This window comes from Pseudomonas sp., from assembly GCF_035277045.1.
Lineage (GTDB): Bacteria > Pseudomonadota > Gammaproteobacteria > Pseudomonadales > Pseudomonadaceae > Aquipseudomonas.
The window spans coordinates 34050-60531 of the sequence record NZ_DATELE010000124.1; the positions used below are offsets into that span (position 1 = coordinate 34050).

Genomic DNA, 26482 nt, shown 5'->3' on the forward strand with positions numbered 1-26482 from the left:
CACTTTGAAGCAGCGCGGTACCTGTGGGAGCTGGCTTGCCAGCGAAAGGTTCAGTAAGGTCTAGAATCGTTCAAGCTTCCAGACCTCATATGCTGGCGTCTCATACGGGTGACTACGCTTGAGCGCGGCAACGACCTGAACAATCAGCTCGTCCGCCACCACCAGCTCCACCCGCCACTCTTCAACCTGCTCGACCACGCCGGTCTGCCCGAGAAACGGCTGGCTGCCGTCCAGCGGGCGAAACTGGCCCTGGCCCAGCACCTGCCAGGCGCAGTGGTCATAGTCGCCGATGCGTCCGCCGCCTTCGGCGAACACTTCGGCCTTGACCGCTTCGACATGGCTGGGCGGGACGAAGAAGGCGAGCTTGTACACCTTTAGTTCACCCAGACCCGCGCGTTGCGGAACATGCGCATCCAGGCGCCGTCTTCCTGCCAGTCATCCGGACGCCACGAGTTCTGGGCGGCGCGGAACACACGCTCAGGGTGCGGCATCATGATGGTGACGCGGCCGTCACGGCTGGTCAGGCCGGTGATGCCACGCGGCGAGCTGTTCGGGTTGGCCGGGTAGGCTTCGGTGACCTTGCCGTGGTTGTCGACGTAGCGCAGGGCCACGCAACCGGACACGTCGGCTTCGAGCAGTGCCTGTTCGTTGGCGAACTCGGCGTGGCCTTCGCCGTGGGCGATGGCGATCGGCATGCGCGAACCGGCCATGCCCTGCAGGAAGATCGAGTTGGACTTCTGCACCTCGACCATGGCCACGCGGGCCTCGAACTGCTCCGAGCGGTTGCGCACGAAGTGCGGCCAGAACTCGGTGCCCGGGATCAGCTCGTGCAGGTTGGACATCATCTGGCAACCGTTGCACACGCCCAGGGCGAAGCTGTCGTTGCGCTCGAAAAACGCCTGGAAGGCATCGCGGGCACGGCTGTTGAACAGTGCCGACTTGGCCCAGCCTTCACCTGCGCCGAGCACGTCGCCGTAGGAGAAGCCGCCACAGGCGACCAGGCCCTTGAAGGTTTCGAAGTCGACACGGCCGGCGAGGATATCGCTCATGTGCACGTCGATCGCGTCGAAGCCGGCGCGGTCGAAGGCTGCCGCCATTTCCACCTGGCCGTTGACGCCCTGTTCGCGCAGGATCGCCACTTGCGGGCGCACGCCCTTCTTGATGTACGGCGCGGCGATGTCGTCGTTGACGTCGAAGCCGAGCTTGGCGCTCAGGCCCGGGTTGTCTTCCTCGAGCAGCGCGTCGAATTCCTGGTCGGCGCAGTCGACGTTGTCGCGCAGGCGCTGGACCTGGTAGCTGGTCTCGGCCCACTGGCGCTGCAGCAGGCGGCGATCGCCCTTGAACAGCTCCTCGCCACCCAGGCGCACGACCACTTCGCTGTTGTTGATCGGCTTGCCGATCACCGCGACGCAGTCCTCGCCCAGGCCGGCGGCGCTGAACTGGGCCAGCACGTCCGGAGTGGCGTCCTGGCGAACCTGGATCACCGCGCCGAGCTCTTCGTTGAAGAGGATGGCGGCGATCTTCTCGCGCTTGCTGGTCAGGGTGTCGAGCTCGAGGTCCAGACCGCAGTGGCCGGCGAAGGCCATTTCCAGCACGGTGGTCATCAGGCCGCCGTCGGAACGGTCATGGTAGGCCAGCAGGTGGCCGTCGGCGTTCAGGCCCTGGATCACGGCGAAGAAGGCCTTGAGGTCTTCGGCGTCGTCGACGTCAGGCGCCTGGCTGCCCAGCTTGGCGTGGGTCTGGGCGAGGATCGAGGCGCCCATGCGGTTCTTGCCACGGCCCAGGTCGATCAGGATCAGGTCGGTTTCGCCCTTGTCCATGCGCAGTTGCGGGGTCTGGGTCTTGCGGATGTCGACCACCGGGGCGAAGCCGCTGACGATCAGCGACATCGGCGAGGTGACGCTCTTCTGCGCGCCCTCGTCGCTCCACTGGGTCTTCATCGACATTGAGTCCTTGCCGACCGGAATGGTCAGGCCCAGCTCCGGGCACAGCTCCATGCCGACTGCCTTGACGGTGTCGTACAGGCGGGCATCTTCACCCGGGTGACCGGCGGCGGACATCCAGTTGGCCGACAGCTTGATGTCGGACAGCTTGCCAATGCTGGCCGCGGCCAGGTTGGTCAGGGTCTCGCCGATCGCCATGCGCCCGGAAGCCGGGGCGTCGAGCAGGGCCAGCGGGGTACGCTCGCCCATGGCCATGGCTTCACCGGTGTAAACGTCGAAGCTGGTCGCGGTGACGGCGCAGTCGGCGACCGGAACCTGCCAGGGGCCGACCATCTGGTCGCGGGCCACCAGGCCGGTGATGCTGCGGTCGCCAATGGTGATCAGGAAGCTCTTGCTGGCCACGGCGGGGTGGCGCAGCACGCGCTCGACCGAGTCGGCGAGCTCGAGGGTGCTTGGGTCGAAGTCATCGCCCAGCTCGGCTTCGCGGGTGACCGAGCGGTGCATGCGCGGCGGCTTGCCGAGCAGCACGTCGAGCGGCATGTCCACCGGGCTGTTGCCGAAGTGGCTGTCGGTGACGGTCAGGTGCGGCTCGGCGATGGCTTCGCCGACCACCGCGAACGGGCAGCGCTCGCGTTCGCAGATGGCCTTGAAGCGCTCGAAGTTGGCCGCGTCGACGGCCATGACGTAGCGCTCCTGCGACTCGTTGCTCCAGATTTCGTGCGGGGCCATGCCCGGCTCGTCGTTGGGCACGTTGCGCAGTTCGAAGCGGCCACCACGGCCGCCGTCGTTGACCAGCTCCGGGAAGGCGTTGGACAGGCCGCCCGCGCCCACATCGTGGATGAAGGCGATCGGGTTGGCGTCGCCCAGCTGCCAGCAGCGGTCGATGACCTCCTGGCAGCGGCGTTCCATTTCAGGGTTTTCGCGCTGCACCGAGGCAAAGTCCAGGTCGGCGGAACTGGCGCCGGTGGCAACCGACGAGGCGGCGCCGCCGCCCAGGCCGATCAGCATGGCCGGGCCACCGAGCACGATCAGCTTGGCGCCGACGGTGATCTCGCCTTTCTGCACGTGGTCTTCGCGGATGTTGCCCAGGCCGCCGGCCAGCATGATCGGCTTGTGGTAGCCGCGCACTTCATCGCCGTGCGGGGTGCTGATCGACTGCTCGAAGGTACGGAAGTAGCCGGTCAGCGCCGGACGGCCGAACTCGTTGTTGAACGCGGCGCCGCCCAGCGGGCCTTCGATCATGATGTCCAGCGCGTTGACGATGCGCTCGGGCTTGCCGTACGCCTGCTCCCAAGGCTGTTCGAAGCCCGGGATGCGCAGGTTGGAGACGGTGAAGCCGTTGAGGCCTGCCTTCGGCTTGGCGCCACGGCCGGTCGCGCCTTCGTCGCGGATTTCGCCGCCGGAGCCGGTGGAGGCACCCGAGAACGGCGAGATGGCGGTCGGGTGGTTGTGCGTCTCGACCTTCATCAGAATGTGCACCGGCTCCTGCACCGCGCCGTACTGGCGGGTTTCAGGGTTCGGGTAGAAGCGGCCGGCCACGCTGCCGACGATCACCGAGGCGTTGTCCTTGTAAGCGGACAACACGCCTTCGCTGTGCATCTGGTAGGTGTTCTTGATCATGCCGAACAGGCTTTTTTCCTGATCCTGACCGTCGATGTCCCAACTGGCGTTGAAGATCTTGTGGCGGCAGTGCTCGGAGTTGGCCTGGGCGAACATCATCAGTTCGATGTCGTGCGGGTTGCGCTTGAGCCCCTGGAAGGCGTTGACCAGGTAGTCGATCTCGTCATCGGCCAGGGCCAGGCCCAGGTCGGCGTTGGCCAGGGCCAGGGCGGCACGCCCGCCACCGAGTACATCGACGGCGGTCAGCGGCTTGGGCTGGGCATGGCTGAACAGGCCGGCGGCCTCTTCGAGCGTACCGAGCACGCGCTGGGTCATGCGGTCGTGCAGCACGGCGGCGACGCTGGCGGCGTCGGCTTCGCTGAGCTCACCGGCAACGTGGTAGGCGATGCCGCGCTCCAGGCGCTGGACGTTGCCCAGGCCGCAGTTGTGGGCGATGTCGCTGGCCTTGCTCGACCACGGCGAGATGGTGCCAAGGCGCGGCACGACCAGGAACAGGCGGCCGGTCGGCTCCTGCACCGGCACGCTCGGGCCGTACTTGAGCAGACGGCCCAGGACCTGCTGTTGGTCGTCGGACAGATCGCCGTCGACTTCGGCGAAATGGGCGAATTCAGCATACAAGCCAGTAACAGCGGGGACTTTCTGGCTCAGTTGCTCGAGTAATTTACCGTGGCGAAAGGCAGAAAGGGCAGGAGCGCCGCGCAGGATCAACATCGTCGGGACAGCCTCAGGAAGGGGTGTGCTTAGAGGCCGTGCATTCTAGCCTAAATCGCGGGTTTCGGCACCCGCCACGGGGTAATCCCGAGCAGCGGCGTAACTGGACTTGAGGGTCAAAAAAAGCGCCCTTGACGGCGCCCTTCTGGCACTTACCGCAAAATCTGCTACCAGACAACCTCGCGGTTGTCGAGATATGGCGGGACCTGTGCTTTGCGTATACTGCAACCTATGTTCGCCCACACTGCTTTGCGCCAGCGCTGCGCCAGATGGCTCTTCGCAACCGGTCTCTTCCTGATGCTCGGTGCCTGTGTTGAAAAACCCAGCACCCTGGAGCGTGTCAAGGAGGACGGCGTGCTGCGCGTGGTCACCCGCAACAGCCCGGCCACCTACTTCCAGGACCGCAACGGCGAAACCGGCTTCGAGTACGAGCTGGTCAAGCATTTCGCCGACGATCTGGGCGTTGAGCTGAAGATCGAGACCGCCGACAACCTCGACGTGATGTTCGACCAGCTCGGCAAGCCTGCCGGTCCCGTGCTGGCCGCGGCCGGCCTGGTCAGCAGCGAGCAGCGCAAGGCCCAGGCACGCTTCTCCCACTCTTACCTGCAGGTGACCCCGCAGGTCATCTACCGCAACGGCCGCCCGCGCCCCACCAGCCCCCAGGGCCTGGTCGGCAAGAAGATCATGGTGCTCAAGGGCAGCAGCCATGCCGAGCAACTGGCGGAGCTGAAAAAGCAGTATCCCGCGCTTGAGTACGAAGAGTCTGACGCGGTAGAGGTGGTCGACCTGCTGCGCATGGTCGATGAAGGGCAGATCGACCTGACCCTGGTCGACTCCAACGAGCTGGCGATGAACCAGGTGTACTTCTCCAACGTGCGCGTGGCCTTCGACCTGGGCGATGCGCGCGATCAGCGCTGGGCCGTGGCGGCGGGCGAGGACAACAGCCTGCTCAACGAGATCAACGATTTTCTCGACAAGGCGCAGAAGAACGGCACCCTGCAGCGGCTCAAGGACCGTTACTACGGCCATGTCGATGTGCTGGGGTACGTCGGCGCCTACACCTTCGCCCAGCATCTGCAGCAGCGCCTGCCCAAGTACGAAAAACATTTTCACACTTCAGCCAAGGAAGAACAGGTCGACTGGCGGTTGCTGGCCGCGATCGGCTACCAGGAGTCCATGTGGCAGCCGGAGGTCACCTCCAAGACCGGCGTGCGTGGCCTGATGATGCTGACCCAGCGCACCGCCCAGGCCATGGGCGTGGCCAACCGCCTCGATGCCCGGCAGAGCATTGAAGGTGGCGCGAAGTATTTCATGCTGGTCAAAGAGCAGCTCGATGACAGCATCAAGGAGCCTGATCGCACCTGGTTCGCGCTTGCGGCCTACAACGTCGGCAGCGGCCACCTGGAAGATGCCCGCACCCTGGCCAAGCGTGAAGGGCTCAACCCGAACAAGTGGCTGGACGTGAAAAAGATGTTGCCGCGTTTGTCACAGAAGCAGTGGTACAGCAAGACCCGTTATGGCTATGCGCGGGGTGGCGAGCCGGTGCATTTCGTGGCCAACATCCGTCGTTATTACGACATCCTCACCTGGGTGACCCAGCCGCAGCTGGAGGGCCAGGTGGCCGAAGGCAACCTGCATGTGCCCGGGGTGAACAAGGACAAGCCCGCGGAGCAGTCGCCGCCGATGTGAGCATCAGTGGCTCACGGGTGGACCGATTGGGGCCGCTTCGCGCTCCATCGCGGCACAAGGCCGCTCCCACAGGTTTCGGCGGTAGCATGAGGGTGATTTCCAGAGCGAACCTATTTCTTGTGAGCTGCCCGTATCCTGTGGCAGCTGCCCATTCACTTTGGGAGCTGCCCATTCCCTGTGGGAGCGGCCTTGTGCCGCGATGGGGCGCGAAGCGGCCCTGTAAGCTACACCTTGGCCCGTCTGGCCTTGAAAAATTCGCTCAGGATCCGCCCGCACTCCTCCGCCAGCACCCCACCCTCGAACATCACCCGATGGTTCAGAAACCCCTGCTCGAAGAACTGCCCCTGGCTCTGCACCACGCCCGCTTTGGGCTCCAGCGCCCCATACACCACGCGGCTCACCCGCGAGTGCACGATCAACCCCGCGCACATGCTGCAGGGTTCCAGCGTGACATACAGCGTGCTGCCCGGCAGCCGATAATTGCTCACCGCCTGCGCCGCCGCGCGGATCGCCACCATCTCGGCGTGGGCGCTAGGATCACTGCCGCTGATTGGGCAATTGAAGCCCCGCCCGATCACCTGCCCATGCTGCACCAGCACCGCGCCCACCGGCACCTCGCCAAGGGTCGCCCCTTCGGCCGCCAGCTCCAGCGCCATGCGCATGAATTCCTGATCGCGGCTGCGATCGATGATCTGCGGGCGCATCACACCACCTCGATCGCGGCCATCAGGCCGGTTTCCATGTGGTCGATCACGTGACAATGGAACATCCAGGTGCCTGGGTTATCCGCCACCAGCGCGACCTGCGCCCGTTCGTTCTTGCCCAGCAGGTAGGTGTCGGTGAACCACGGCTCGACGATCTTGTGCCGGTTGGAGGCGATCACCTTGAAGCTCATGCCATGCAAGTGGATCGGGTGCTGGTACTGGGTCATGTTCTTCAGTTCGAGGATGTAGCTCTTGCCCTTTTTCAGGGTCGCGATTGGCCGGTCGGCGCAGGTCTTGTCGGTGATGTCCCACGCCTGGCCGTTGATTTGCCACAGGCTCGGCGGCTTGCCGTTGTCGGTGTTGACCGACACCTTGCCCACCCACTCGAAATTGAAGTTGATCTTTTCGGCGTTGGCCAGGTCCGGCTCGGCGATGGGGTTGGGCGGCAGCGCGGGCGGCCAGTCGCCCGGCGCCTCCTCGCTGGCCACCGAGCGCAACGTGCCCAGGCGCACGAAGCCGTCACGCAATGACACTTCCTCGCCCGCCTGCGGAATACGGATCGCCAGGCAGATACGCATGCCCGGCCCCAGCCAGTATTCCTTGCCCAGCGGCCGCGGCGTGATCGGGTTGCCGTCCAGCGCGTAGACCATCGCCTCGAAGTTGCCCCTGAGGTTGATGCGGTACGTCCAGGTGTTGTCCAGGTTGAGCAGCCGAACCCGCACCACTTGCCCCGCCGGTAGCTCGGTCACCGATTCGGGATCGCCATTGATGGTGATCAAGCGCCCGGCCGTACCGTTGCGCGCCGCCTCGCGCGGGATGCTGAACGGCAGCCAGCCGCCCTGCTCGTCCACATGCCAGTTCTTCAGGCTCAAGGTGCGCTCGTGGCGAAAGCCGGTCGGCTCGCGCTCTTCGACAATCAGCGGCCCCACCAGGCCCCGGCCCAGCTCTTCCGAGCTGCTCACATGCGGGTGGTACCAGTAGCTGCCCGCATCCGGCACGCGAAACTTGTAGTCGAAGTACTCGCCCGGCAACACCGGCAACTGCGAAACATACGGCACGCCGTCCATTTCCAGCGGCAGGCGAATGCCGTGCCAGTGAATAGTAGTAGCGACCGGCAGATGATTGATGAAGCGTACCCGCAACCAGGTCCCCTGTCGCACCCGCAGCTCGGTGCCTGGTGCCGACGGACCGAATGCCCAGGCCTCGGTCTTGAAGCCCGGCACCAGCTCGACGTCCAGGGGCGCCGCGATCAGCTCGTAGTCATGCCCCGCATTCTCGTCCTCCACCTTGCCCAGCCAGTAGCGGGCCGCGCCCCCGGCGCCCAGGCCAACCACCATCAGGCCGGTCAGCCCCTTGAGCATTTGTCGACGGGTAAAGGACATCGGAACAGGTACCTCGTAATGCGAAATCAGCTAGCCCCGGCGGGGGGCTGCGGCGATGAAGGGCGAATACGATACACCTGCGAATGGGAAAGATTAAGTGAAGAGTTGTTGCAGGGGGCTGGGACAGGGAAGCTGGGGACGAGAGCGACGCGCGCGATTTGTGCGGTGGTAAATCACTAATTTCCGGGTTCCGCTGCGTGAAACCGTTATACGCTGCGTGAAATCGATAAGAAAACGGTAGTTTTGCGAGAAACCGTTACAAAAGCTACCGTTTTCGTGGCGCGCGAGGCGTCTAACGGACCGCCGCCGCCCTCATCGAGTGAGCCACATCCTCGACCAACGCTTTGGCCATGCCGGTGAGGTAATGCGATTCCCAAAGGAACCGCCCATTGCCCTCGACCCCGGCTTCCAGCGTCATCTTGTAGGCGCAGTCCAAGAGCACTGCCGCTTGCTCCATGGCGTATTCCGCATCGTGCCCTGGCGTCACCTTGAACAAGCGGTCAGCGATCTTCCCGCCAACGCCTTCGCCAAACGTGCCGATACCTGAAGTCTTCAAGTCATTGATATCCATGTTGCCTGATCTCCATCGCACGCGCCCTGGCGCGCACACTTATCCCTGTGGGAGCGGCGGTTCGGCGCTCCGACTTGTCCCGCGATAAATCCAACTCGGTCTGCCTGACTCAGTGCGTAACCCGCACCCGAGCCAACGCCATCTCGACCAGACTGCGAGCATTTTCAATCTCATGCATCGCCGCCAAGGCCATCACCTGCCCGGCAGGTTTGGGATTGAGCAGCACCGTCTGTTGCGCGACGGTCAGGGCGCAGACCAGGTATTCGGAGGTCTGGAGAAGCAAGGCTTCTATGGAGGGGGGTGGATCAGTTTCAAAGGGTGGATCCGGGACGATCTTCAACATGGCTGTATCTTCTCCGAAATGAGCTGCCACAACTCTGCTGTCAAACAGAAGGTGGCAGCGGTACGCGGGTTGACAGACCGGGAGAAGACAACAGAGAAGACCGGCGCACCGAAGTGCCCCACGTACAGCCGCCATAACACGGATCTCACGTGGTTATCTTCTGACACGGTCTGTCAAAACCGGTCGTTGATGAGCAACGACGGACCGAGACTAGACCTGCAAGAAGCCCCCCGCAAGCACCCAAAGGCCGTTGCAGGATAATTCGGAAATGTCCTACAAGATATAGGCATAGTCTTAAACTTTCGCGTTTATTCCCGGTTTAGAAAGCAAATGACCGAGCTGGAGAATACCTTTATATGGCCCCGGGCTTCGCCCGGGATCGCGGGCAAGCCCGCTCCTACAGGTACGGCGCAGGCCTGGGGTACAGTGCTTTACCTGTGACAGCATGTACCAACAAGCCGCTGGGGTCTTATTTGCTTTCCCAAGGATTTATGACTGTTACGCCTGCCGCTTCATAAGGAGCAGTATCGCGTGAGGCCACAATGAATCCACGGGATGCTGCAATCGCTGCAATATAACCATCAGGCGTTGGGAATCCTCGCCCACGGCCTTTTGCAGTGACAGCCAACCCTGCATAGCAACGAGCAGCATCTGTATCGAAGTTCAACACTCGCCCTTCGAACAACCCCAAAAGACCTTCGAAAGCCTTGTCCAGCATGTGTTTACGCTTGCCCGCTGGCAGTGCAGCAATCCCGAACGTCAATTCGGCAATGCTCACGCTGGAGAGGTAAAGCGTGTCTGCTGCTTGTTCGTTCAACCAGGCCCGGACCTTCGGGTCTGGTGTCGGCTTCATCGCCTCGGATACAACATTGGTGTCCAGGACGATCATTCAAACCTCATCGGCTCAGCTGGCGTTTTGTCGCGCACCTGGTCAAGCACTGCAAAGTCTTCATTGGTCAGGCCGACCTCCTTGCCCAGTGCTGCCAGAGCATCGCCGAGACGCAGTCGCTGATCAGGTTTCACCGCATTGGCCAGGATTTCCCGCACCTCAGCTTCCGCACTGCGGCCATGCTGGGCAGCGCGAACTCGAAGTGCGCGATGCACTTCATCAGGCACATTTCTTACCGTCAAGATTGGCATAGTCACACCTCACGGAATGCATTCAATGAAAGCAAAAATAAGGCAATGCAGTCATCATGGCAAGAGCAGAACATCACCTGTACCACGCAAAGAGCTGCCTGCGCCGCCAAAACCTGCCAGAAAATGCCAGACGAGAAATGCAAGAAGCCCGCAATTACGCGGGCTTCAGGGTATTTCTTATCAGCTACGGCTAGCTGCCGGACGCGGGATCACTCCCACTCAATCGTCGCTGGCGGCTTGCTCGACACATCGTACGTCACGCGGGAAATACCCTCGATCTCGTTGATGATGCGGCCGCTGACAGTCTCCAGCAGCTCGTACGGCAGGTGCGCCCAGCGAGCGGTCATGAAGTCGACGGTCTCGACCGCGCGCAGCGCGACAACCCACGCGTAGCGGCGGCCATCACCTACAACGCCAACCGACTTGACCGGCTGGAACACCACGAATGCCTGGCTGGTCTTGTGGTACCAGTCGGCCTTGCGCAGCTCTTCGATGAAGATGTGGTCGGCACGACGCAGCAGGTCGGCGTATTCCTTCTTCACTTCACCGAGGATACGCACGCCCAGGCCTGGGCCCGGGAACGGGTGACGGTAGACCATGTCGTACGGCAGGCCGAGCTCGAGGCCGATCTTGCGGACTTCGTCTTTGAACAGCTCGCGCAGCGGTTCGACCAGCTTGAGGTTCATTTCCTCAGGCAGGCCGCCGACGTTGTGGTGCGACTTGATCACGTGGGCCTTGCCGCTCTTGGCGCCAGCCGACTCGATCACGTCGGGGTAGATGGTGCCCTGGGCGAGGAACTGGATGTTGTCCAGCTTGCTGGCCTCGGCATCGAACACGTCGATGAAGGTGCGGCCGATGATCTTGCGCTTCTTCTCAGGGTCGGACTCGCCTTCCAGGTTGCCCAGGAACTGCGCTTCGGCGTTGGCGCGGATGACCTTGACGCCCATGTTCTCGGCGAACATGGCCATGACTTGCTCACCTTCGTGCAGGCGCAGCAGGCCGTTGTCGACGAAGACGCAGGTCAGCTGGTCGCCGATGGCGCGGTGCAGCAATGCGGCAACCACCGAGGAGTCGACGCCGCCGGACAGGCCGAGCAGGACGTTGGCAGAACCTACCTGTTCGCGGACCTGGGCAATGGCGTCTTCGACGATGTTGGATGCGGTCCACAGGGCCTCGCAACCACAGATGTCGAGGATGAAGCGCGACAGGATGCGGCCGCCCTGCTTGGTGTGGGTCACTTCCGGGTGGAACTGCACGCCGTAGTAGCCGCGCGCGTCGTCGAACATGCCGGCGATCGGGCAGCTTGGGGTGCTGGCCAGTACGTGGAAGTTCTCTGGCATCTGGGTGACCTTGTCACCGTGGCTCATCCACACGTCGAGGCCGAACACGCCGTCATCGTCGATGTGGTCTTCGATGCCGTCGAGCAGGCGGCTCTTGCCGACCACGTCGACACGGGCGTAGCCGAATTCGCGCAGGTCGGAACCCGAGACCTTGCCGCCCATCTGCTCGGCCATGGTCTGCATGCCGTAGCAGATGCCCAGCACCGGTACGTTCAGGTCGAACACCGCCTGTGGCGCGCGCGGGCTGTTGGCTTCGTGGACCGACTCGGGGCCACCGGCCAGGATGATGCCGCGCGGGTTGAAGGCGCGGATCGCTTCATCGTCCATGTCGAACGGGTGCAGCTCGCAGTACACACCGATCTCGCGCACGCGGCGGGCGATCAGCTGGGTGTACTGGGAACCGAAATCGAGGATCAGGATGCGGTGAGCGTGAATGTCGAGGGCCATGACTCAATCTCGTCAGTGGAAATCGGAAACGACGCGGGGCTGTCATCAACAGCCCCGCTTTGGGTAATGCCGGAAGCCTTAACCTACGCGGTAGTTTGGCGCTTCCTTGGTGATCTGCACATCATGCACATGGGACTCGGCCATGCCGGCACCGGTGATGCGCACGAACTCCGGCTTGGTGCGCATCTCTTCGATGGTGGCGCTGCCGGTGTAACCCATCGAGGAACGCAGGCCGCCCATCAGCTGGTGGATAATCGCGGCCAGGGCGCCCTTGTACGGGACGCGGCCTTCGATACCTTCCGGCACCAGCTTCTCGGCACCGGCCGAGGAGTCCTGGAAGTAGCGGTCGGACGAGCCTTGCGACTGCGCCATCGCGCCCAGCGAGCCCATGCCGCGGTAAGCCTTGTACGAACGGCCCTGGAACAGCTCGACTTCACCCGGGGCCTCTTCGGTACCGGCGAACATCGAACCCATCATCACGCACGAGGCGCCAGCGACGATGGCCTTGGACAGGTCGCCGGAGAAGCGGATGCCACCGTCGGCGATCAGCGGAACGCCGGTGCCTTCGAGAGCGGCGGCGACGTTGGCGATGGCGCTGATCTGCGGCACGCCGACACCGGCGACGATACGGGTGGTGCAGATCGAGCCTGGGCCGATACCGACCTTGACGGCGTCAGCGCCCGCTTCGGCCAGGGCCTTGGCCGCGGCGCCGGTGGCGATGTTGCCGCCGATGACCTGAACCTGCGGGTAGGTTTCCTTGACCCAGCGAACGCGGTCGATCACGCCCTTGGAGTGACCGTGGGCGGTATCAACCACCACCACGTCGACCCCAGCGGCAACCAGGGCGGCAACGCGCTCGCCGGTGTCCTTGCCGGTACCGACGGCAGCGCCGACGCGCAGGCGACCCTGGTCGTCCTTGCTGGCCAGCGGGTAGGCCTTGGCCTTCTCGATGTCCTTGACGGTCATCATGCCCTTGAGGTTGAACTGGCCGTCGACGATCAGGACTTTTTCCAGGCGGTGCTTGTGCAGCAGGTCGCGGACTTCGATCTTGTCGGCGCCTTCGCGCACGGTGACCAGACGCTCTTTGGGGGTCATCACTTCACGGACAGTGACGTCCAGGCGGGTTTCGAAACGCACGTCACGCGAGGTCACGATACCGACCAGGTCGCCGTTCTCCAGCACTGGAACACCGGAGATGTTGTTCAGGCGGGTCAGCTCGAAGAGGTCGCGCACGGTGGCGTCGGCATCGATGGTGATCGGGTCCTTGACCACGCCAGCCTCGAACTTCTTGACCTTGCGGACTTCGCTGGCCTGTTGCTCGATGGTCATGTTCTTGTGGATGATGCCGATGCCGCCTTCCTGGGCCATTGCGATGGCCAGGCGTGCTTCGGTCACGGTATCCATGGCAGCGGAAACCAGGGGAATGTTCAGCTCGATGCCACGGGTCAAACGGGTCTTGAGACTGACTTCATTGGGAAGTACCTCTGAATAACCAGGTACAAGGAGGATATCGTCGAAAGTCAGTGCTTCTTGGCTGATACGCAGCATCGCGGATGCTCCCGGGCGGGAAAAATGGAAGCGCGCCATTATACTCAAGCGTGGCGCGGCACTCAATGCATAAGAACCGCAAATATGGGCCTTCGGTCAGGCACCTGGCAGTTTTACCTGCACGACGGCCACGCGCTGGTCGAGCCAGTCGGCAAAGGCGTCGATGAAGGCAGGCGTGAACCCGGCATCGCCCCAGTTGTTGAAGATGAAGCCCAGGTTGGAAAACGCGCACGGCTGCAGGAACAGAAAGCCGTTGATGTCATCTTCGAAGCCGCACAGCGGGCAGGTGAAGTTGTCGGTCTGGCCGGGCATCCATTCCTCCAGGCTCTCGAACAGCGGCTCGCCGACTTCTCGCCGGCATTCGGGGCAGCCGGCCTCTTCGAGAAAGCCTTCGAGCGGGGTGAAGATGCAGCGGTCGGTGACCACCTCCAGGCCACTGACAGCCTGGCCAAACGGCAGCCGCTCGGGGTGCAGCGCGACCTTGCGCGCACCCTCGGCCAAGGCATAGGCCATGCGGTTGCCGGTGCGCCCGCAGGTGCTCAACTGTTCCTCGATGACCTTTTCGCGCACCAGCCAGCGCAGAATCGCCCGGGCGCGGGCTTCGTGCGCAATAACCGTGGAATGCTTGGGAACGATGATGCTCTGGGTGCTCATGGAGAAACGGCCTGAAAACTGCGGTAGGCGTTGATTCTACCTGTTGCGTCAAGCCCCCCGTTAGCGGGCGATCAGCGCCAGGCCGCTGGCACGCACCAACAGGGTGACCAGGCGCACGAACGCCTTTATGATGCCCAGCATGATCAAAGACCCCTTCGAAAGACTCGGCCTGGACCGCGAGGTCCTCACCGTCAGCCAGCTCAACGGCCGCGCTCGCGTGCTGCTCGAGGACGTGTTCCGCAGCGTGTGGGTCGAGGGCGAGATTTCCAACCTCGCCCGGCCTGCCTCGGGCCACATCTACTTCACCTTGAAGGACAGCGGTGCCCAGGTGCGCTGCGCGCTGTTCCGGCAGAACGCCACGCGGGTCCGCCAGGCCTTGCGCGACGGGCTGGCAGTGCGGGTGCGCGGCAAGGTCTCGCTGTTCGAGGGCCGGGGCGACTACCAGTTGATCCTCGACACCCTGGAACCGGCCGGTGACGGCGCGCTGCGCCTGGCTTTCGAGGCCTTGAAGGACAAGCTCAGCGCCGAGGGCCTGTTCAGCACCGAACGCAAGCGCGCGCTGCCGGCGCATCCGCAGCGCATCGGCATCATCACCTCGCCCACCGGCGCGGTGATCCGCGACATCATCAGCGTGTTCCAGCGCCGCGCGCCGCAGGTCGAGCTGTTTCTGATTCCGACCGCCGTGCAGGGCCGCGAGGCCATCGGGCAAATTGTCCGCGCCCTGCGCCTGGCGGATGCGCGCGGCTTCGATGCGCTGATCCTGGCCCGTGGCGGCGGCTCGCTGGAAGACCTGTGGTGCTTCAACGAGGAAGCCGTGGCCCGCGCCGTGGCCGAGTGCGTGACGCCCATCGTCAGCGCCGTGGGCCACGAGACCGATGTGTCGATCAGTGATTTTGTCGCCGATGTGCGCGCCCCGACGCCATCGGCCGCCGCCGAGCTGCTGGCGCCCGACAGCAGTGGCCTGCAACACCGCCTCGAAGGCCTGCAGCGCCGCCTGCTGCTGCGCATGCAGAACCGCCTGGCCCACGACCGCCTGCGCCTGGACAGCCTGGCCCGGCGCCTGCGTCACCCCGGTGAACGCTTGCGCCAGCAGGCCCAGCGCCTGGACGACCTGGACATGCGCCTGCGTCGCGCGTTCATGCAGCGCATGGCCCAGCGCCACGAGCGCCTCGGCCGGCTGGACACGCGCTTGGCCGCCCAGCATCCGGGCCGCGCCTTGAAGTTATTGAACCAACGCCTGGAGAGCCTTGCCGAACGCCTGCCCCGGGCGATGCGCGATGTGCTCAAGGACCGCCGCCAGCGTTTCCAGGCGCAGTTGCAGACCCTGCAGGTGGTCAGCCCGCTGGCGACCCTGGCGCGCGGATACAGCATCCTGCTGGATGACCGCGGCCAGGCCATTCGCAGCGCCGCGCAGACGCAGAACGGCCAGCGCCTCACCGCCCGCCTGAACGAAGGCGAGCTGAAAGTGCGCGTCGAAGACAACCACCAGACCCCGGTCACACTTTCCCTACTGGACTGAACCATGCCCCGCCTGTTCGCTCCCCTGCTTGCCCTGTCCCTGCTGCTGCTCGGCACCGCCGCGCACGCCAGCTATATCACCCGCCAGCTGAACAAGCCGGTACCCGGCGGTGTTGCCGTGGTCGACCTCGGCCCTTCCGCCCAGGCCCCCGGCGCGCGCTTCGATGGCAAGCCGGTGCTGGTGGTCCAGGAACAGGACACCTGGCTGGCCATCGTCGGCCTGCCACTGACCCAGAAGCCCGGCACCGCCAGCCTGAGCGCAGGCACGCGCACGCTGAGCTTCAACGTGGGCAGCAAGAAGTACCCTGAACAGCGCATCACCTTGAAGAACAAGCGCCAGGTCAACCCTGATCCGGCCGACCTCAAGCGCATCGACCGCGAGCTGGCCGAGCAGATCACCGCGTATCGCAGCTTCAGCCCTGCCCTGCCGAGCAACCTGATGCTCGACAAGCCGGTCAGCGGGCCACTGTCGAGCAAGTTCGGGGTGCGCCGGTTTTTCAATGGCGAAGAGCGTAATCCTCATGCAGGGCTGGACTTCGCGGTGCCGGCGGGAACGCCGATCAAGACACCGGCCAATGGCAAGGTGATCCTGGTGGGTGACTACTTCTTCAATGGCAGGACGGTGTTCGTCGATCATGGGCAGGGCTTTATCAGCATGTTCTGCCATATGTCGAAGATCGACGTGAAGCCGGGACAATCATTACGACGGGGTGAAGTCGTCGGCCGGGTGGGTTCGACCGGACGGGCGACGGGGCCGCACATGCACTGGAATGTCAGCCTGAATGATGCGCGGGTGGATCCGGCGATCTTTATCGGGGCGTTTCAGCCGTAGTACCGGGCCGCCCCTTCGCTGGCTTGCCAGCGAGGGTGCAACACCTTGACCACGCCTAGCGCCACCCCTGATCCCACTGCAATAAATCATCAAATTCTATAAAGATCAGGCTACTCGATCCTGTATCAACCCCATTTTTAAGCATTCCTCTCAATTTTTTTCCAGCCCTTGCCATCCCTCACCCCACTGGTTAGGGTTGAGGGCATGAAGACCCCAATCACCCTCATCCTGCTTCGCCAACACCGCAGCCTCTGCCTGGTCAGTGCACGACTACCAGGGTGAATCGCGTCGCCTCGCCTTTTCATCTCGTTTTCGTTTGGCAGGCCCGATCACGGCCGCACACTCAAGGATTGCTTCCATGACCATGCTCAAAGACCCTTCCAAGAAGTACCGCGCCTTCCCGACCATCGACCTGCCCGACCGCACCTGGCCGTCGAAGACCATCACCCAGGCGCCGATCTGGTGCAGCTCCGACCTGCGTGATGGCAACCAGTCGCTGATCGAGCCAATGGACGCGGCGAAGAAGCTGCGCTTCTGGCAGACCCTGGTGCAGGTGGGCGTCAAGGAAATCGAAGCATCCTTCCCGTCGGCCTCGCAGACCGACTTCGACTTCGTGCGCAGCCTGATCGAAGACGGCCATATCCCGGACGACACCACCATCCAGGTGCTGACCCAGGCCCGTGAAGACCTGATCGCCCGTACCTTCGAGTCGCTGCGCGGCGCGAAGAAGGCCATCGTTCACCTGTACAACGCCACCTGCCCGTCGTTCCGCCGCATCGTCTTCAACCAGGACAAGCAGGGCGTGAAGGACATCGCGGTGAATGCCGCCAAGCTGTTCGTCAAGTACGCCGCGCAGCAGCCGGACACCCAGTGGACCTTCCAGTACTCGCCCGAGACCTTCAGCGCCACCGAGCTCGAGTTCGCCAAGGAAGTCTGCGACTCGGTGATCGAGGTGTGGAACCCGACCCCGCAGAACAAGGTCATCCTCAACCTGCCAGCGACCGTCGAAGTCTCCACCCCGAACGTCTACGCCGACCAGATCGAGTGGTTCTGCCGCAACGTCAGCCGCCGTGACAGCGTGATCATCAGCCTGCACACCCACAACGACCGTGGCACCGGCGTCGCGGCCACCGAGCTGGGCCTGATGGCTGGCGCCGACCGCGCCGAGGGATGCCTGTTCGGCAACGGCGAGCGCACCGGCAACGTCGACCTGGTGACCCTGGCCTTGAACCTGTACACCCAGGGCATCGACCCGCAGCTGGACTTCTCCGACATCGACGGCGTACGCAAGGTGGTCGAGGAGTGCAACCAGTTGCCGGTACACCCGCGTCATCCCTACGTGGGCGACCTGGTTCACACCGCGTTCTCCGGCTCGCACCAGGACGCCATCCGCAAGGGCTTCACCCAGCAGAAGGAAGACACGCTGTGGGAAGTGCCTTACCTGCCGATCGACCCGGCCGACATCGGCCGCAGCTACGAGGCGGTGATCCGCGTCAACAGCCAGTCGGGCAAGGGCGGCATCACCTACCTGCTCGAACAGGAATACGGCATCAGCCTGCCGCGCCGCATGCAGATCGAGTTCAGCCAGGTGGTGCAGGGTGAAACCGACCGCCTGGGCCTTGAGATGACCGCCCAGCAGATCTACAGCCTGCTGCACCGCGAATACCTGCAGGCCAACACGCCTTATGCGCTGGTCAGCCATCGCCTGCAGGAAGAAAATGGCCACAGCGCCGTTGAAGTGGAAGTCGCCAGCGAAGGTGAGACCACCCTGCACTGGCGCGGCAAGGGCAATGGCGCCCTCGAAGCCCTGGTAGCCGGCGTGCCCGTGGCCGTGGAGATCATGGACTACAACGAGCACGCCATCGGTGCGGGCACCAACGCCAAGGCCGCGGCGTACATCGAGCTTCGCGTGGCGGGTGGCCGTCCGGTGCACGGCGTGGGGATTGATGAAAACATCACCACTGCAAGCTTCAAGGCGCTGTTCAGCGCGTTGAACCGCTCGCTGAGCCAGCAGGAAGCCAAAGCGGCGTGATCCGCTGATTCAGACGTGAAAAACCCGCATCCCAGGATGCGGGTTTTTTTACGCCCTGCGCAGAGCGCATCCCATAAAAAAGGGCGCCGACCAGGCGCCCAACAAGCACACAACGAAATTCCAGTCAGTCCAGCAACGCCATCGCCTGCGCGCTGCATTCCTGGATTCGGGCCCAGTCCTGGTTCTTCACCCAGCTACTGTCGAGCATCCAGGTTCCGCCTACGCACATCACATTGGCCAAGGCCATGTAGTCGCGCGCGTTGCCGGGATTGACGCCGCCGGTGGGGCAGAAACGAATATCGCCAAACGGGCCGCCGAAGGCTTTGATGGCCGCGACGCCGCCGCTGATTTCCGCGGGGAACAGCTTGAAGCGGCGATAGCCGAGGGCGTAGCCCATCATGATCTCGGAGGGCGTGCTGATGCCGGGCAGCAGCGGGATGTCACTTTCGACACCCGCCTCGAGGAGGTCCTGGGTAATGCCAGGCGTCACCACGAACTGCGCGCCAGCCGCTTCGACGGCGGCGAACATGCGCCGGTCAAGCACGGTGCCGGCTCCGATGCACAGCTCTGGGCGCTGCTCGCGCAGCACTTCGATGGCCTTGAGGCCGTGTTCGGAACGCAGGGTCACTTCGAGCGTGCGGATGCCGCCAGCGGCAAGGGCGTCGGCCAGCGGCAGGATGTCCTGCTCGCGGGCAATGGTGATCACCGGCAGGATGCGCGCCTGGCCGCAGATCGCATCGATCCGGGCGGCTTTCTCAGCCATGTTGAGCAGCGGTGATGGGCGTTCAAGCGTGGTCATGACTGCGGATCCTTGGCTCATGGGCACCAGTAGAGGTCGAGGGGGTCTTGGAGGAAGGCGCGGATCGGCATCTCGGCCAGGTCGTCGCCCGCCAGCGCGGCGCGCAGGGTTTCGAGCTTGCCGGGGCCCTGCACGGACAACAGCGTGAACGCAGCGCTGGCCAGCAGCGAGCGGGTCATGCTCAGGCGCTGGTGCGGCACGCTGGGAGCAAGCATCGGCAGGCAGCGTCGGCTTACGCCCGGCGCGAGTCCCGCATCGATGTTGGGGCTGTTGGGGAACAGCGACGCGGTGTGGCCGTCATCGCCCATGCCCAGTACCAGCACATCGATCGGCGGCAGTTCGGCCAAGGCGTGATCCGCGTCCTCGGCGGCGGCTTCGAGGGTCGCGCTGGCACGGTACAGGCCCAGGAAGCGGGCTTTCGCCGCCTCACCCGTCAGCAGGTGACGCTTGAGCAGGCCGGCATTGCTGTCGGCATGCTCGGTCGGCACCCAACGCTCATCCGCCAGCGACACCACGACCTTCGACCAGTCCAGGGTTTCTTGCGAGAGCGCCTCGAGAAACGGCACCGGGCTGCGCCCGCCGGACAACACGACGGTCGCCTGGCCCTTGGCCGCAATCGCCTGGCGCACGCGTTGCGCGACGTCCCTGGCCTGCTCGCTGGCAAGCGTTGCCGGATCGGCCAGTTCATGCACCGTCACGGTGTTCGGTAATTGCAGTTCAGATATCGCCATACCACGCCCTCCCATCTCGGGTGATCAGTGCAATCGAGCTCATCGGCCCCCAGGATCCAGCCGCGTAGGGCTTGGGAGCATCGCCGGCATTCTTCCAGCCGGCGATCAGCTGGTCGCACCATTTCCATGCATATTCGATTTCGTCCTTGCGCACGAACAGGTTCTGGTTGCCGCGCATCACTTCGAGCAGCAAGCGCTCGTAGGCATCCGGAATCCGCGCGCTGCGCCAGGTGTCGGAGAAGTTCAGCTGCAAGGGCCCGCTGCGTAGCTGCATGCCCTTGTCCAGCCCTTGTTCCTTGGTCATCACGCGTAAGGAGATGCCTTCGTCCGGTTGCAGGCGGATGACCAGCTTGTTGCCGATCTGCAAGCGCTGCTCGGGGGCGAAGATGTAGTGCGGCGTCTCCTTGAAGTGGATGACGATCTGCGACAGCTTCTGTGGCATGCGCTTGCCAGTGCGCAGGTAGAACGGCACGCCCGCCCAGCGCCAGTTGCGGATGTCGGCGCGCAGGGCGACGAAGGTCTCGGTGTCGCTCTGCGCGTTGGCGTTGTCTTCTTCGAGGTAGCCCGGCACGGACCGCCCTTCGCTGTAGCCGGCAATGTACTGCCCACGCACCACGCGTGTGCTCAGGCCTTCGCCGGTGATCGGCGCCAGCGCCTTGAGCACCTTGACCTTCTCGTCGCGGATGCTGTCGGCCGAGAGATCGGCCGGCGGGTCCATGGCGATCAGGCAGAGCAGCTGCAGCAGGTGGTTCTGGATCATGTCGCGCAGCTGCCCGGCCTTGTCGAAATAGCCCCAACGGCCCTCGATGCCGACCTTCTCGGCCACGGTGATTTCCACGTGGGAGATGGAGTTCTGGTTCCACTGGGTTTCGAACAGGCTGTTGGCGAAGCGCAGCGCGATGAGGTTCTGCACCGTCTCCTTGCCCAGGTAGTGGTCGATACGGTAGACGCGGTTTTCCGGGAAGAATTGCGCCACGGCGTCGTTGACCCGGCGCGACGATTCCAGATCGTGGCCGATGGGCTTTTCCAGCACCACGCGAGTACGCGCTGCCAGGCCGACCTTGTCGAGGTTCTCGCAGATCGCGCCATACACCGCCGCGGCCGTGGCGAAATAGGCAATGAGCGGCAATTCGCCCGCCGCCTGTTCGGCCAGGGCCTGGTAGCCCTCGACTTCAAGGAAGTCCACATGCAGGTAACTCAGGCGGCCAAGGAAACGCTCCAGCGCCAGGTCGTCCACATCGGCGAGCGGCACGTGCTGGCGCAGGTGAGCCTGGATCGACGCGAGGTGCGCCTCGGCGCTGCCCGCCTCGCGGCCAAGCGCCAGCAGCCGCGTGTCGGCGTGCAACAGGCCAGCGCGGTCGAGCTGGTAGAGAGCAGGAAACAGCTTGCGCAGGGCCAGGTCGCCGAGGGCGCCAAAGAGGGCAAACGTGCAAGGTTCAACGCTGATCACAGCCATGATGTTGGTTCTTTTATTAAAGTGGGACTAGAAATACCGGTTTCAATCGGCGTTTTCAAGGAATAATGTAGTAAGAAATACAACATATCCGACAGGCGCCATATTCGTGTGGTGTACCACGGGGGCCATCAGTACGATAGGCCATCGTGCAAAAAAGCCCGCTGCCAATGGTAGTCGGCTGTCTTCCCGACTCAAGGACACACCATGGACCGCGTGCGAAACCTCCTGGAACAGATCCAGGGACGCCTCGAAGAGTTGAACAAGGCCGAACGCAAAGTCGCCGAAGTCATCCTGCTCAACCCGCAACAAGCCACCCGTTTCAGCATTGCCGCGCTGGCGCAGGCCGCCAAGGTCAGCGAGCCGACCGTCAACCGCTTCTGCCGCTCGTTCGGCGTCAGCGGTTACCCCGAACTCAAGCTGCAACTGGCGCAAAGCCTGGCCAGTGGCGCCGCGTATGTGAGCCGCGCGGTGGAAGCCGACGATGACCCGGCCTCCTACACCCAGAAAATCTTCGGCAGCGCCATCGCCTCGCTCGACAGCGCCTGCCAGCAACTCGACCCGCAACAGGTCAGCCGCGCCGTCGACATGCTGATCCAGGCCCGGCAGATCCACTTCTTCGGCCTGGGCGCATCGGCACCCGTGGCGCTGGACGCGCAGCACAAGTTTTTCCGCTTCAACCTGGCCGTGTCGGCTCACGCCGACGTGCTGATGCAACGCATGCTGGCCTCGGTGGCGCATACCGGCGACCTGTTCGTGATCATTTCCTACACCGGCCGCACCCGCGAACTGGTCGAGGTCGCCCGCCTGGCCCGCGAGAGCGGCGCCTCGGTGCTGGGGCTCACCGCCGCCGGCTCGCCTCTGGCCATGGCCTGCAGCCTGAGCCTGCACATCCCGCTGCCCGAGGACACCGACATCTACATGCCGATGACCTCGCGGATCATCCAGCTGACGGTGCTCGACGTGCTGGCCACCGGCATGACCCTGCGCCGGGGGGTGGATTTCCAGCCACACCTGCGCAAGATCAAGGAAAGCCTCAACGCCAGCCGCTACCCGATCGAAGACGACCTCAACTGAGGCGATGCGCCTGCAGGTGCAGGTGCGCCCGCTCTCCCGGGGCCAGGCTCAGGCCGTCATCGCAGCCGCTGGCGGCCTCGACGCAGACAAAGCCCTGGGTCTCGCGGCCACTCACGCCGAGTAACGGACGCTTGCCAGGGTGCCAGACCACGGTGTCATCGCTGTTACCGGTGTCGATGCACAGCTGGCGCTGCCAGGCGGGGTCGTGCAGTTGCACTTCGGCGGTGCCGGGGTAGACGCGCTGGCAGCCGCCCTTGACCTTCAAGGCCTCGTTCTGGCGGCAGGCCTGGCGACTCAGCCGGTCATATCCCTCAACGTTTTCAAGGCCAGACAGCGCTATCTCGGCGACGTTGCTGATACGCCAGTAGGCCAGCAGCGCATGGCTCAGCTGGCAGGGCTGGCTGTCCTGATGCTCGGTGCTCAGGCGCAGTTCCATGCGCTGGCCCAGGCGTGCGTGCAGGTCGACCTGCCAGTCGCACAGTTGCAGGCGCCACGCGAGGGTCACGCCCTCCTCGTCCTCGTTGCTGTCGAGCAGCTTCCAATCGAGCAAGCGCGCCCAGCCATGGGCAGGCCAGAGGTCTTCGCTGGGATGACGGCCATACCAAGGCCAGCACACCGGCACGCCGCCGCGGATCGCGCCGACCTGCGGCCACTGCTCGGCGCACCACAGCCAGGGGCGCTCGCCCTTGGGCTGGAAGTGCAGCAACTGCGCGCCTTGGCGGCTGAAGGCGGCCTGGCAACGGGGATGGTCGATGATCAGCACATCGCGCTGCTGGTAACGCTCCCACTCGAAGGTCGGCCTGGGCCGTTGCGGGGTGAAGAAGCGGTGGAGCGGATGTTCGGGCATTGGGTGACTCTTGTTATTGGGGTGGTGCGATACCTGTGGGAGCCGGGAATAGGCCTTTCCATCGTACCGATGGACTCTTTAGCGGCCTCGTCGCTGGCAAGCCGGTTCCCACAGGGTGATGCGTCGCATGGGGATGGCGTAAATTTACAACATAAAGTCTCAGAACGACGACTGAATCTTCAAGCCTGCGACCAAGGCATTATCTACCTGGTCTACCCCGCCCGGGCGTTTGATGTATTGCAGGTTGGGCCGCACGGTCAGCCAGTTGGTGACATGGAAGCCGTAGTACAGCTCGGCGTTGTACTCGGTGCGTTGCAATGGCGCGAAGCCCGGGTTGTCGTAATCGCTGATGCCGCTCTGGGCGTTGAGCAGTTCGGCACGCTTCTTCACATCGTCGTTGAGGTGGATACGGGCGATGCCGAAGCCGATGTCATCTTTGGGCCGACCGTCGAAAGCGCCGGTATAGACCATGCCGACCTGCTGGTAGTTGTCGACCACGTTGGTGGCCTTGTCGTGCACGGTGAAGTTGGCGAACAGGCTCAGGCCGCGGCTGGCATCACCGTTGTGCGCGGTGACCTGCTGCTGCGCCACCACCCACCAGCCATGCTTGCTGGAGTGCGACTTGAAGGCATTGCCGGTGACACCCTGGGGCTGACCGTCGACATCGTCGAACACATCGTCGGCCTTGGCCGTGCTGTAGTAGTAACCCAGGCGATAGGTGCCTGGCAGGCCGCCCGGTTTGGGTGACCAGACCATTTCCACCGGCAGGATCGCGCCCTTGGTGCCGCTGCCGCTGAGCTTGAAGCCGTTGCCCGTCTCAAGGTTCGAGGGGTTCTGCTCGAAGGCACCGGCCTGGACGAAGAAGTCCGGGGTCAGGTTGTAGCGCACGCGCAGCGCCCACTGGCTGACGGGCCAGTTGTACCAGATGCCGCCCACCCAGTTGCCGACCTGTGACCCGCAGAACGCCAGGTTCTGGAAGTCGCAGGGGAAGGTGTTGAACTCCTCGCCCGGACCGTAGCGGCCGAATTTCACATCCAGCGCGCCGTCGAAGTACTTCTGCTTGACCCACATCTGCGTGAGGCGCCAGGTCTGGCCGCGGCCCCAGACTTCCTGCACCGAGCTCAGGTGGCCGGCCCGCGGATCACCGATGCGGTCATTGGACAGGTTGCGTCCGCTGCGCTCGGTGATGGCCAATTTGAACTCGGCGTCCTGCCAGCCGAGGATCTTCTGCAGGTCCAGGTGCATGCCCAAGGCGAACTGGTCGCTGTAGCGCGCCGTCTGGTCATCGTTGTAGCCGCCGTTGAGGTTGCTGGCCACCTCGCCGACATAGTCCAGGGTGAAGTCGTAGCCCTTGTCGAGCAGCTCGGTACGGGTACCGCCCCAGTCGCCGCTCATCCATTTCGAATCGGCCGAAAAGGCCTCGGCAGCCTGCGCTTCCCCGGTAACGCCCAGAGCCGCCAGCAGGGTCAGCGACCCCAGGCATTTGCGATACGTCATCTTTGCTTCCTCGCTTTATTATTGTTGTGGGTGTGGTGAATCCGGACCGGTTCAGCGGCCCTTGAACTGCGCCACCTTGCCTGTGGCATCGTGTGCGCTGCCAGGCGCATCGAGGCGCTCGCCGCTGGCCGCGTCAAACAGCAGGACCTTTGCCGGGTCGAACTGCAGTGTCAGGTTATCGCCGATCCGGCAGCTGATATCCGGCGCCAGACGGCAACACACCTTGGTCTGGTTGAGGGTGACGAACACCAGCAGGTCAGGCCCGGTGGGCTCGGTGACCTGCACTTCGGCGCGCAGGCAGGGCGGGCTGTTGCTCTCCCCCGCCGCCAGTGCGATCTGCTCGGGACGGATGCCGAGGATCACCTCGCGCGATTCCATTCCCGCCGCGCCGACTCCTAGCGGCAGCTCGCAGCGTGCCTGGCCGCTGTCGAGCAGTGCCAGCAGGCGACCGTCCTGGCGGGTCAGGCGCGCGGGTATGAAGTTCATGGGCGGCGAGCCGATGAAGCTTGCGACAAACAGGTTAGCCGGGTCGTTGTAGATTTCCTGGGGGGTGCCGAACTGCTGGATCACACCGTCTTTCATCACCGCCACCTTGTCGCCCAGGGTCATGGCCTCGATCTGGTCGTGGGTCACGTAGACCGTGGTGGTCTTCAGGCGCTGGTGCATGAGCTTGATCTCGGTGCGCATCTCCACGCGCAGCTTGGCGTCCAGGTTCGACAGCGGCTCGTCGAACAGGTAGATCTTCGGCCGCCGTGCCAACGCCCGGCCCATGGCGACGCGCTGCTGCTGGCCACCGGACAGCTGGCCGGGCTTGCGGCCCAGCAGGTGCTCGATCTGCAGCAGCCTGGCCACCCGCGACACCTCCTCGTCAATGGCCGCCTGGGGCATCTTGCGGATCTTCAGGCCGAAGGCGATGTTGTCGCGCACGCTCATGGTCGGATACAGCGCATAAGACTGGAAGACCATGGCGATGTCGCGGTCCTTCGGGCTCATGCCGCTGATGTCGGCATCGTCCACCAGGATCTCGCCACCACTGATCTGCTCAAGGCCGGCGATGCAGTTCATCAGGGTCGACTTGCCGCAGCCCGAGGGGCCGACCAGGATCAGGAACTCCCCGGAGTCGATGGCCAGGTCGATGGCCTTGAGGGTGTCCGGCAGCCCGCTGCCGTAGGTCTTGTTGACGTTGCGTAGTTGAAGACGAGCCATGTGCCTACCCCTTGACCGCGCCGGCGGTGAGCCCGCGCAGGAAATATTTGCCGGCCACGATGTACAGCACCAGGGTCGGTAGCCCCGCGATCATCGCCGCCGCCATGTCGACGTTGTATTCCTTGACCCCGGTGCTGGTGTTGACCAGGTTGTTCAGCGCCACGGTGATGGGTTGGCCATCGCCGCTGGCGAACACCACGCCGAAGAGAAAGTCGTTCCAGATCTGGGTGAACTGCCAGATCAGGCAGACCATGATGATCGGCACCGACATCGGCAGCAGTATCCTGCCGAAGATGGTGAAGAACCCCGCCCCATCGAGCCGCGCCGCCTGCACCAGTGCCTGGGGCACGCTGCAGTAGTAGTTGCGAAAGAACAGCGTGGTGAACGCGATGCCGTAG

The 26482-nt window shown here is 63.9% G+C and carries 23 protein-coding genes; 5 read left to right on the plus strand and 18 right to left on the minus strand.

Annotated elements, in window-relative coordinates:
• Positions 1 to 60: 60 nt before the first annotated feature.
• Together VJS90_RS05675 and purL are read right to left on the minus strand one after the other, a co-directional pair.
• A complete protein-coding gene (locus tag VJS90_RS05675; RefSeq protein WP_324119892.1) occupies positions 61 to 372 on the minus strand; it encodes a YqfO family protein in 312 nt (103 codons plus the stop codon).
• Positions 373 to 374: 2 nt separating this feature from the next.
• The gene (gene purL, locus VJS90_RS05680) at positions 375 to 4274 is read right to left on the minus strand and encodes a phosphoribosylformylglycinamidine synthase (RefSeq protein WP_324119894.1); all 3900 of its coding nucleotides are present in this window, start codon (positions 4272 to 4274) and stop codon (positions 375 to 377) included.
• A gap of 231 nt (positions 4275 to 4505) precedes the next feature.
• On the opposite strand from purL, the gene mltF reads away from it, so the two are divergent.
• Positions 4506 to 5963 carry a membrane-bound lytic murein transglycosylase MltF gene (gene mltF, locus VJS90_RS05685; RefSeq protein WP_324119896.1) on the plus strand — a complete coding sequence of 486 codons (1458 nt, stop codon included), beginning with the start codon at positions 4506 to 4508 and terminating at the stop codon, positions 5961 to 5963.
• A 224-nt stretch (positions 5964 to 6187) separates the two neighbouring features.
• Here mltF and tadA read toward each other — a convergent pair whose 3' ends face one another.
• The 9 genes from tadA to VJS90_RS05730 all read right to left on the minus strand — a co-directional run bounded on the left by tadA (position 6188) and on the right by VJS90_RS05730 (position 14092).
• Positions 6188 to 6667 carry a tRNA adenosine(34) deaminase TadA gene (gene tadA / locus VJS90_RS05690; protein ID WP_324119898.1) on the minus strand — a complete coding sequence of 160 codons (480 nt, stop codon included), beginning with the start codon at positions 6665 to 6667 and terminating at the stop codon, positions 6188 to 6190.
• The gene (locus tag VJS90_RS05695) at positions 6667 to 8049 is read right to left on the minus strand and encodes a multicopper oxidase family protein (protein ID WP_324119901.1); all 1383 of its coding nucleotides are present in this window, start codon (positions 8047 to 8049) and stop codon (positions 6667 to 6669) included. The genes tadA and VJS90_RS05695 overlap by 1 nt, the downstream gene beginning before the upstream one ends.
• A 292-nt stretch (positions 8050 to 8341) precedes the next feature.
• Positions 8342 to 8620 (minus strand): DUF3077 domain-containing protein, encoded by a 279-nt coding sequence (locus tag VJS90_RS05700; protein ID WP_324119903.1) that lies wholly within the window; start codon positions 8618 to 8620, stop codon positions 8342 to 8344.
• A gap of 109 nt (positions 8621 to 8729) precedes the next feature.
• Positions 8730 to 8963 (minus strand): hypothetical protein, encoded by a 234-nt coding sequence (locus tag VJS90_RS05705; RefSeq protein ID WP_324119905.1) that lies wholly within the window; start codon positions 8961 to 8963, stop codon positions 8730 to 8732.
• Positions 8964 to 9432: 469 nt separating this feature from the next.
• Positions 9433 to 9852 carry a type II toxin-antitoxin system VapC family toxin gene (locus tag VJS90_RS05710; protein ID WP_324119907.1) on the minus strand — a complete coding sequence of 140 codons (420 nt, stop codon included), beginning with the start codon at positions 9850 to 9852 and terminating at the stop codon, positions 9433 to 9435.
• Positions 9849 to 10103: a FitA-like ribbon-helix-helix domain-containing protein gene (locus tag VJS90_RS05715; RefSeq protein ID WP_324119909.1), complete on the minus strand. Its 255-nt coding sequence runs from the start codon at positions 10101 to 10103 to the stop codon at positions 9849 to 9851. Before VJS90_RS05715 ends, VJS90_RS05710 begins: the two co-directional genes overlap by 4 nt.
• 209 nt (positions 10104 to 10312) lie before the next feature.
• Positions 10313 to 11890, minus strand: a complete 1578-nt coding sequence (gene guaA, locus VJS90_RS05720) for a glutamine-hydrolyzing GMP synthase (protein ID WP_324119911.1) — start codon at positions 11888 to 11890, stop codon at positions 10313 to 10315.
• Positions 11891 to 11968: 78 nt separating this feature from the next.
• On the minus strand, positions 11969 to 13438 hold the full coding sequence (gene guaB / locus VJS90_RS05725; protein ID WP_324119913.1) for an IMP dehydrogenase: 1470 nt from the start codon (positions 13436 to 13438) through the stop codon (positions 11969 to 11971).
• 96 nt (positions 13439 to 13534) lie between these two features.
• Entirely contained in the window at positions 13535 to 14092 is a 558-nt protein-coding gene (locus VJS90_RS05730) for a sugar ABC transporter ATPase (protein WP_324119915.1), read from the minus strand.
• 139 nt (positions 14093 to 14231) lie between these two features.
• Between VJS90_RS05730 and xseA the strand changes: the two genes are divergently transcribed.
• The 3 genes from xseA (at position 14232) to leuA (ending at position 18474) form a co-directional block, all read left to right on the plus strand.
• Positions 14232 to 15611 carry an exodeoxyribonuclease VII large subunit gene (gene xseA, locus VJS90_RS05735; protein WP_324119917.1) on the plus strand — a complete coding sequence of 460 codons (1380 nt, stop codon included), beginning with the start codon at positions 14232 to 14234 and terminating at the stop codon, positions 15609 to 15611.
• A gap of 3 nt (positions 15612 to 15614) precedes the next feature.
• Complete coding sequence (locus VJS90_RS05740; protein WP_324119919.1) at positions 15615 to 16442, plus strand: peptidoglycan DD-metalloendopeptidase family protein; 828 nt, start codon at positions 15615 to 15617, stop codon at positions 16440 to 16442.
• Between the two features lie 358 nt (positions 16443 to 16800).
• Positions 16801 to 18474 carry a 2-isopropylmalate synthase gene (gene leuA, locus VJS90_RS05745; RefSeq protein ID WP_324119921.1) on the plus strand — a complete coding sequence of 558 codons (1674 nt, stop codon included), beginning with the start codon at positions 16801 to 16803 and terminating at the stop codon, positions 18472 to 18474.
• A 124-nt stretch (positions 18475 to 18598) separates the two neighbouring features.
• Here the strand turns inward: leuA and VJS90_RS05750 are convergent, their stop codons facing one another.
• The 3 genes from VJS90_RS05750 to zwf are packed head-to-tail and all read right to left on the minus strand — an operon-like array spanning position 18599 to position 21460.
• Entirely contained in the window at positions 18599 to 19273 is a 675-nt protein-coding gene (locus VJS90_RS05750) for a bifunctional 4-hydroxy-2-oxoglutarate aldolase/2-dehydro-3-deoxy-phosphogluconate aldolase (RefSeq protein WP_324119923.1), read from the minus strand.
• Between the two features lie 17 nt (positions 19274 to 19290).
• On the minus strand, positions 19291 to 20004 hold the full coding sequence (pgl, locus tag VJS90_RS05755; RefSeq protein ID WP_324119925.1) for a 6-phosphogluconolactonase: 714 nt from the start codon (positions 20002 to 20004) through the stop codon (positions 19291 to 19293).
• Complete coding sequence (gene zwf, locus VJS90_RS05760) at positions 19991 to 21460, minus strand: glucose-6-phosphate dehydrogenase (RefSeq protein WP_324119927.1); 1470 nt, start codon at positions 21458 to 21460, stop codon at positions 19991 to 19993. The genes pgl and zwf overlap by 14 nt, the downstream gene beginning before the upstream one ends.
• A 213-nt stretch (positions 21461 to 21673) precedes the next feature.
• On the opposite strand from zwf, the gene hexR reads away from it, so the two are divergent.
• Positions 21674 to 22534, plus strand: a complete 861-nt coding sequence (gene hexR, locus VJS90_RS05765; RefSeq protein WP_324119939.1) for a DNA-binding transcriptional regulator HexR — start codon at positions 21674 to 21676, stop codon at positions 22532 to 22534.
• Here the strand turns inward: hexR and VJS90_RS05770 are convergent.
• The 4 genes from VJS90_RS05770 to VJS90_RS05785 all read right to left on the minus strand — a co-directional run.
• Positions 22527 to 23381, minus strand: a complete 855-nt coding sequence (locus VJS90_RS05770) for a D-hexose-6-phosphate mutarotase (RefSeq protein ID WP_324119929.1) — start codon at positions 23379 to 23381, stop codon at positions 22527 to 22529. The genes hexR and VJS90_RS05770 overlap by 8 nt on opposite strands.
• Positions 23382 to 23540: 159 nt before the next feature.
• Positions 23541 to 24878 (minus strand): carbohydrate porin, encoded by a 1338-nt coding sequence (locus VJS90_RS05775; RefSeq protein WP_324119931.1) that lies wholly within the window; start codon positions 24876 to 24878, stop codon positions 23541 to 23543.
• Between the two features lie 51 nt (positions 24879 to 24929).
• The gene (locus tag VJS90_RS05780) at positions 24930 to 26084 is read right to left on the minus strand and encodes a sn-glycerol-3-phosphate ABC transporter ATP-binding protein UgpC (RefSeq protein ID WP_324119933.1); all 1155 of its coding nucleotides are present in this window, start codon (positions 26082 to 26084) and stop codon (positions 24930 to 24932) included.
• A gap of 4 nt (positions 26085 to 26088) precedes the next feature.
• Positions 26089 to 26482, minus strand: a 394-nt coding sequence (locus VJS90_RS05785) for a carbohydrate ABC transporter permease (RefSeq protein ID WP_324119935.1), incomplete at its 5' end; no start/stop codon positions are given.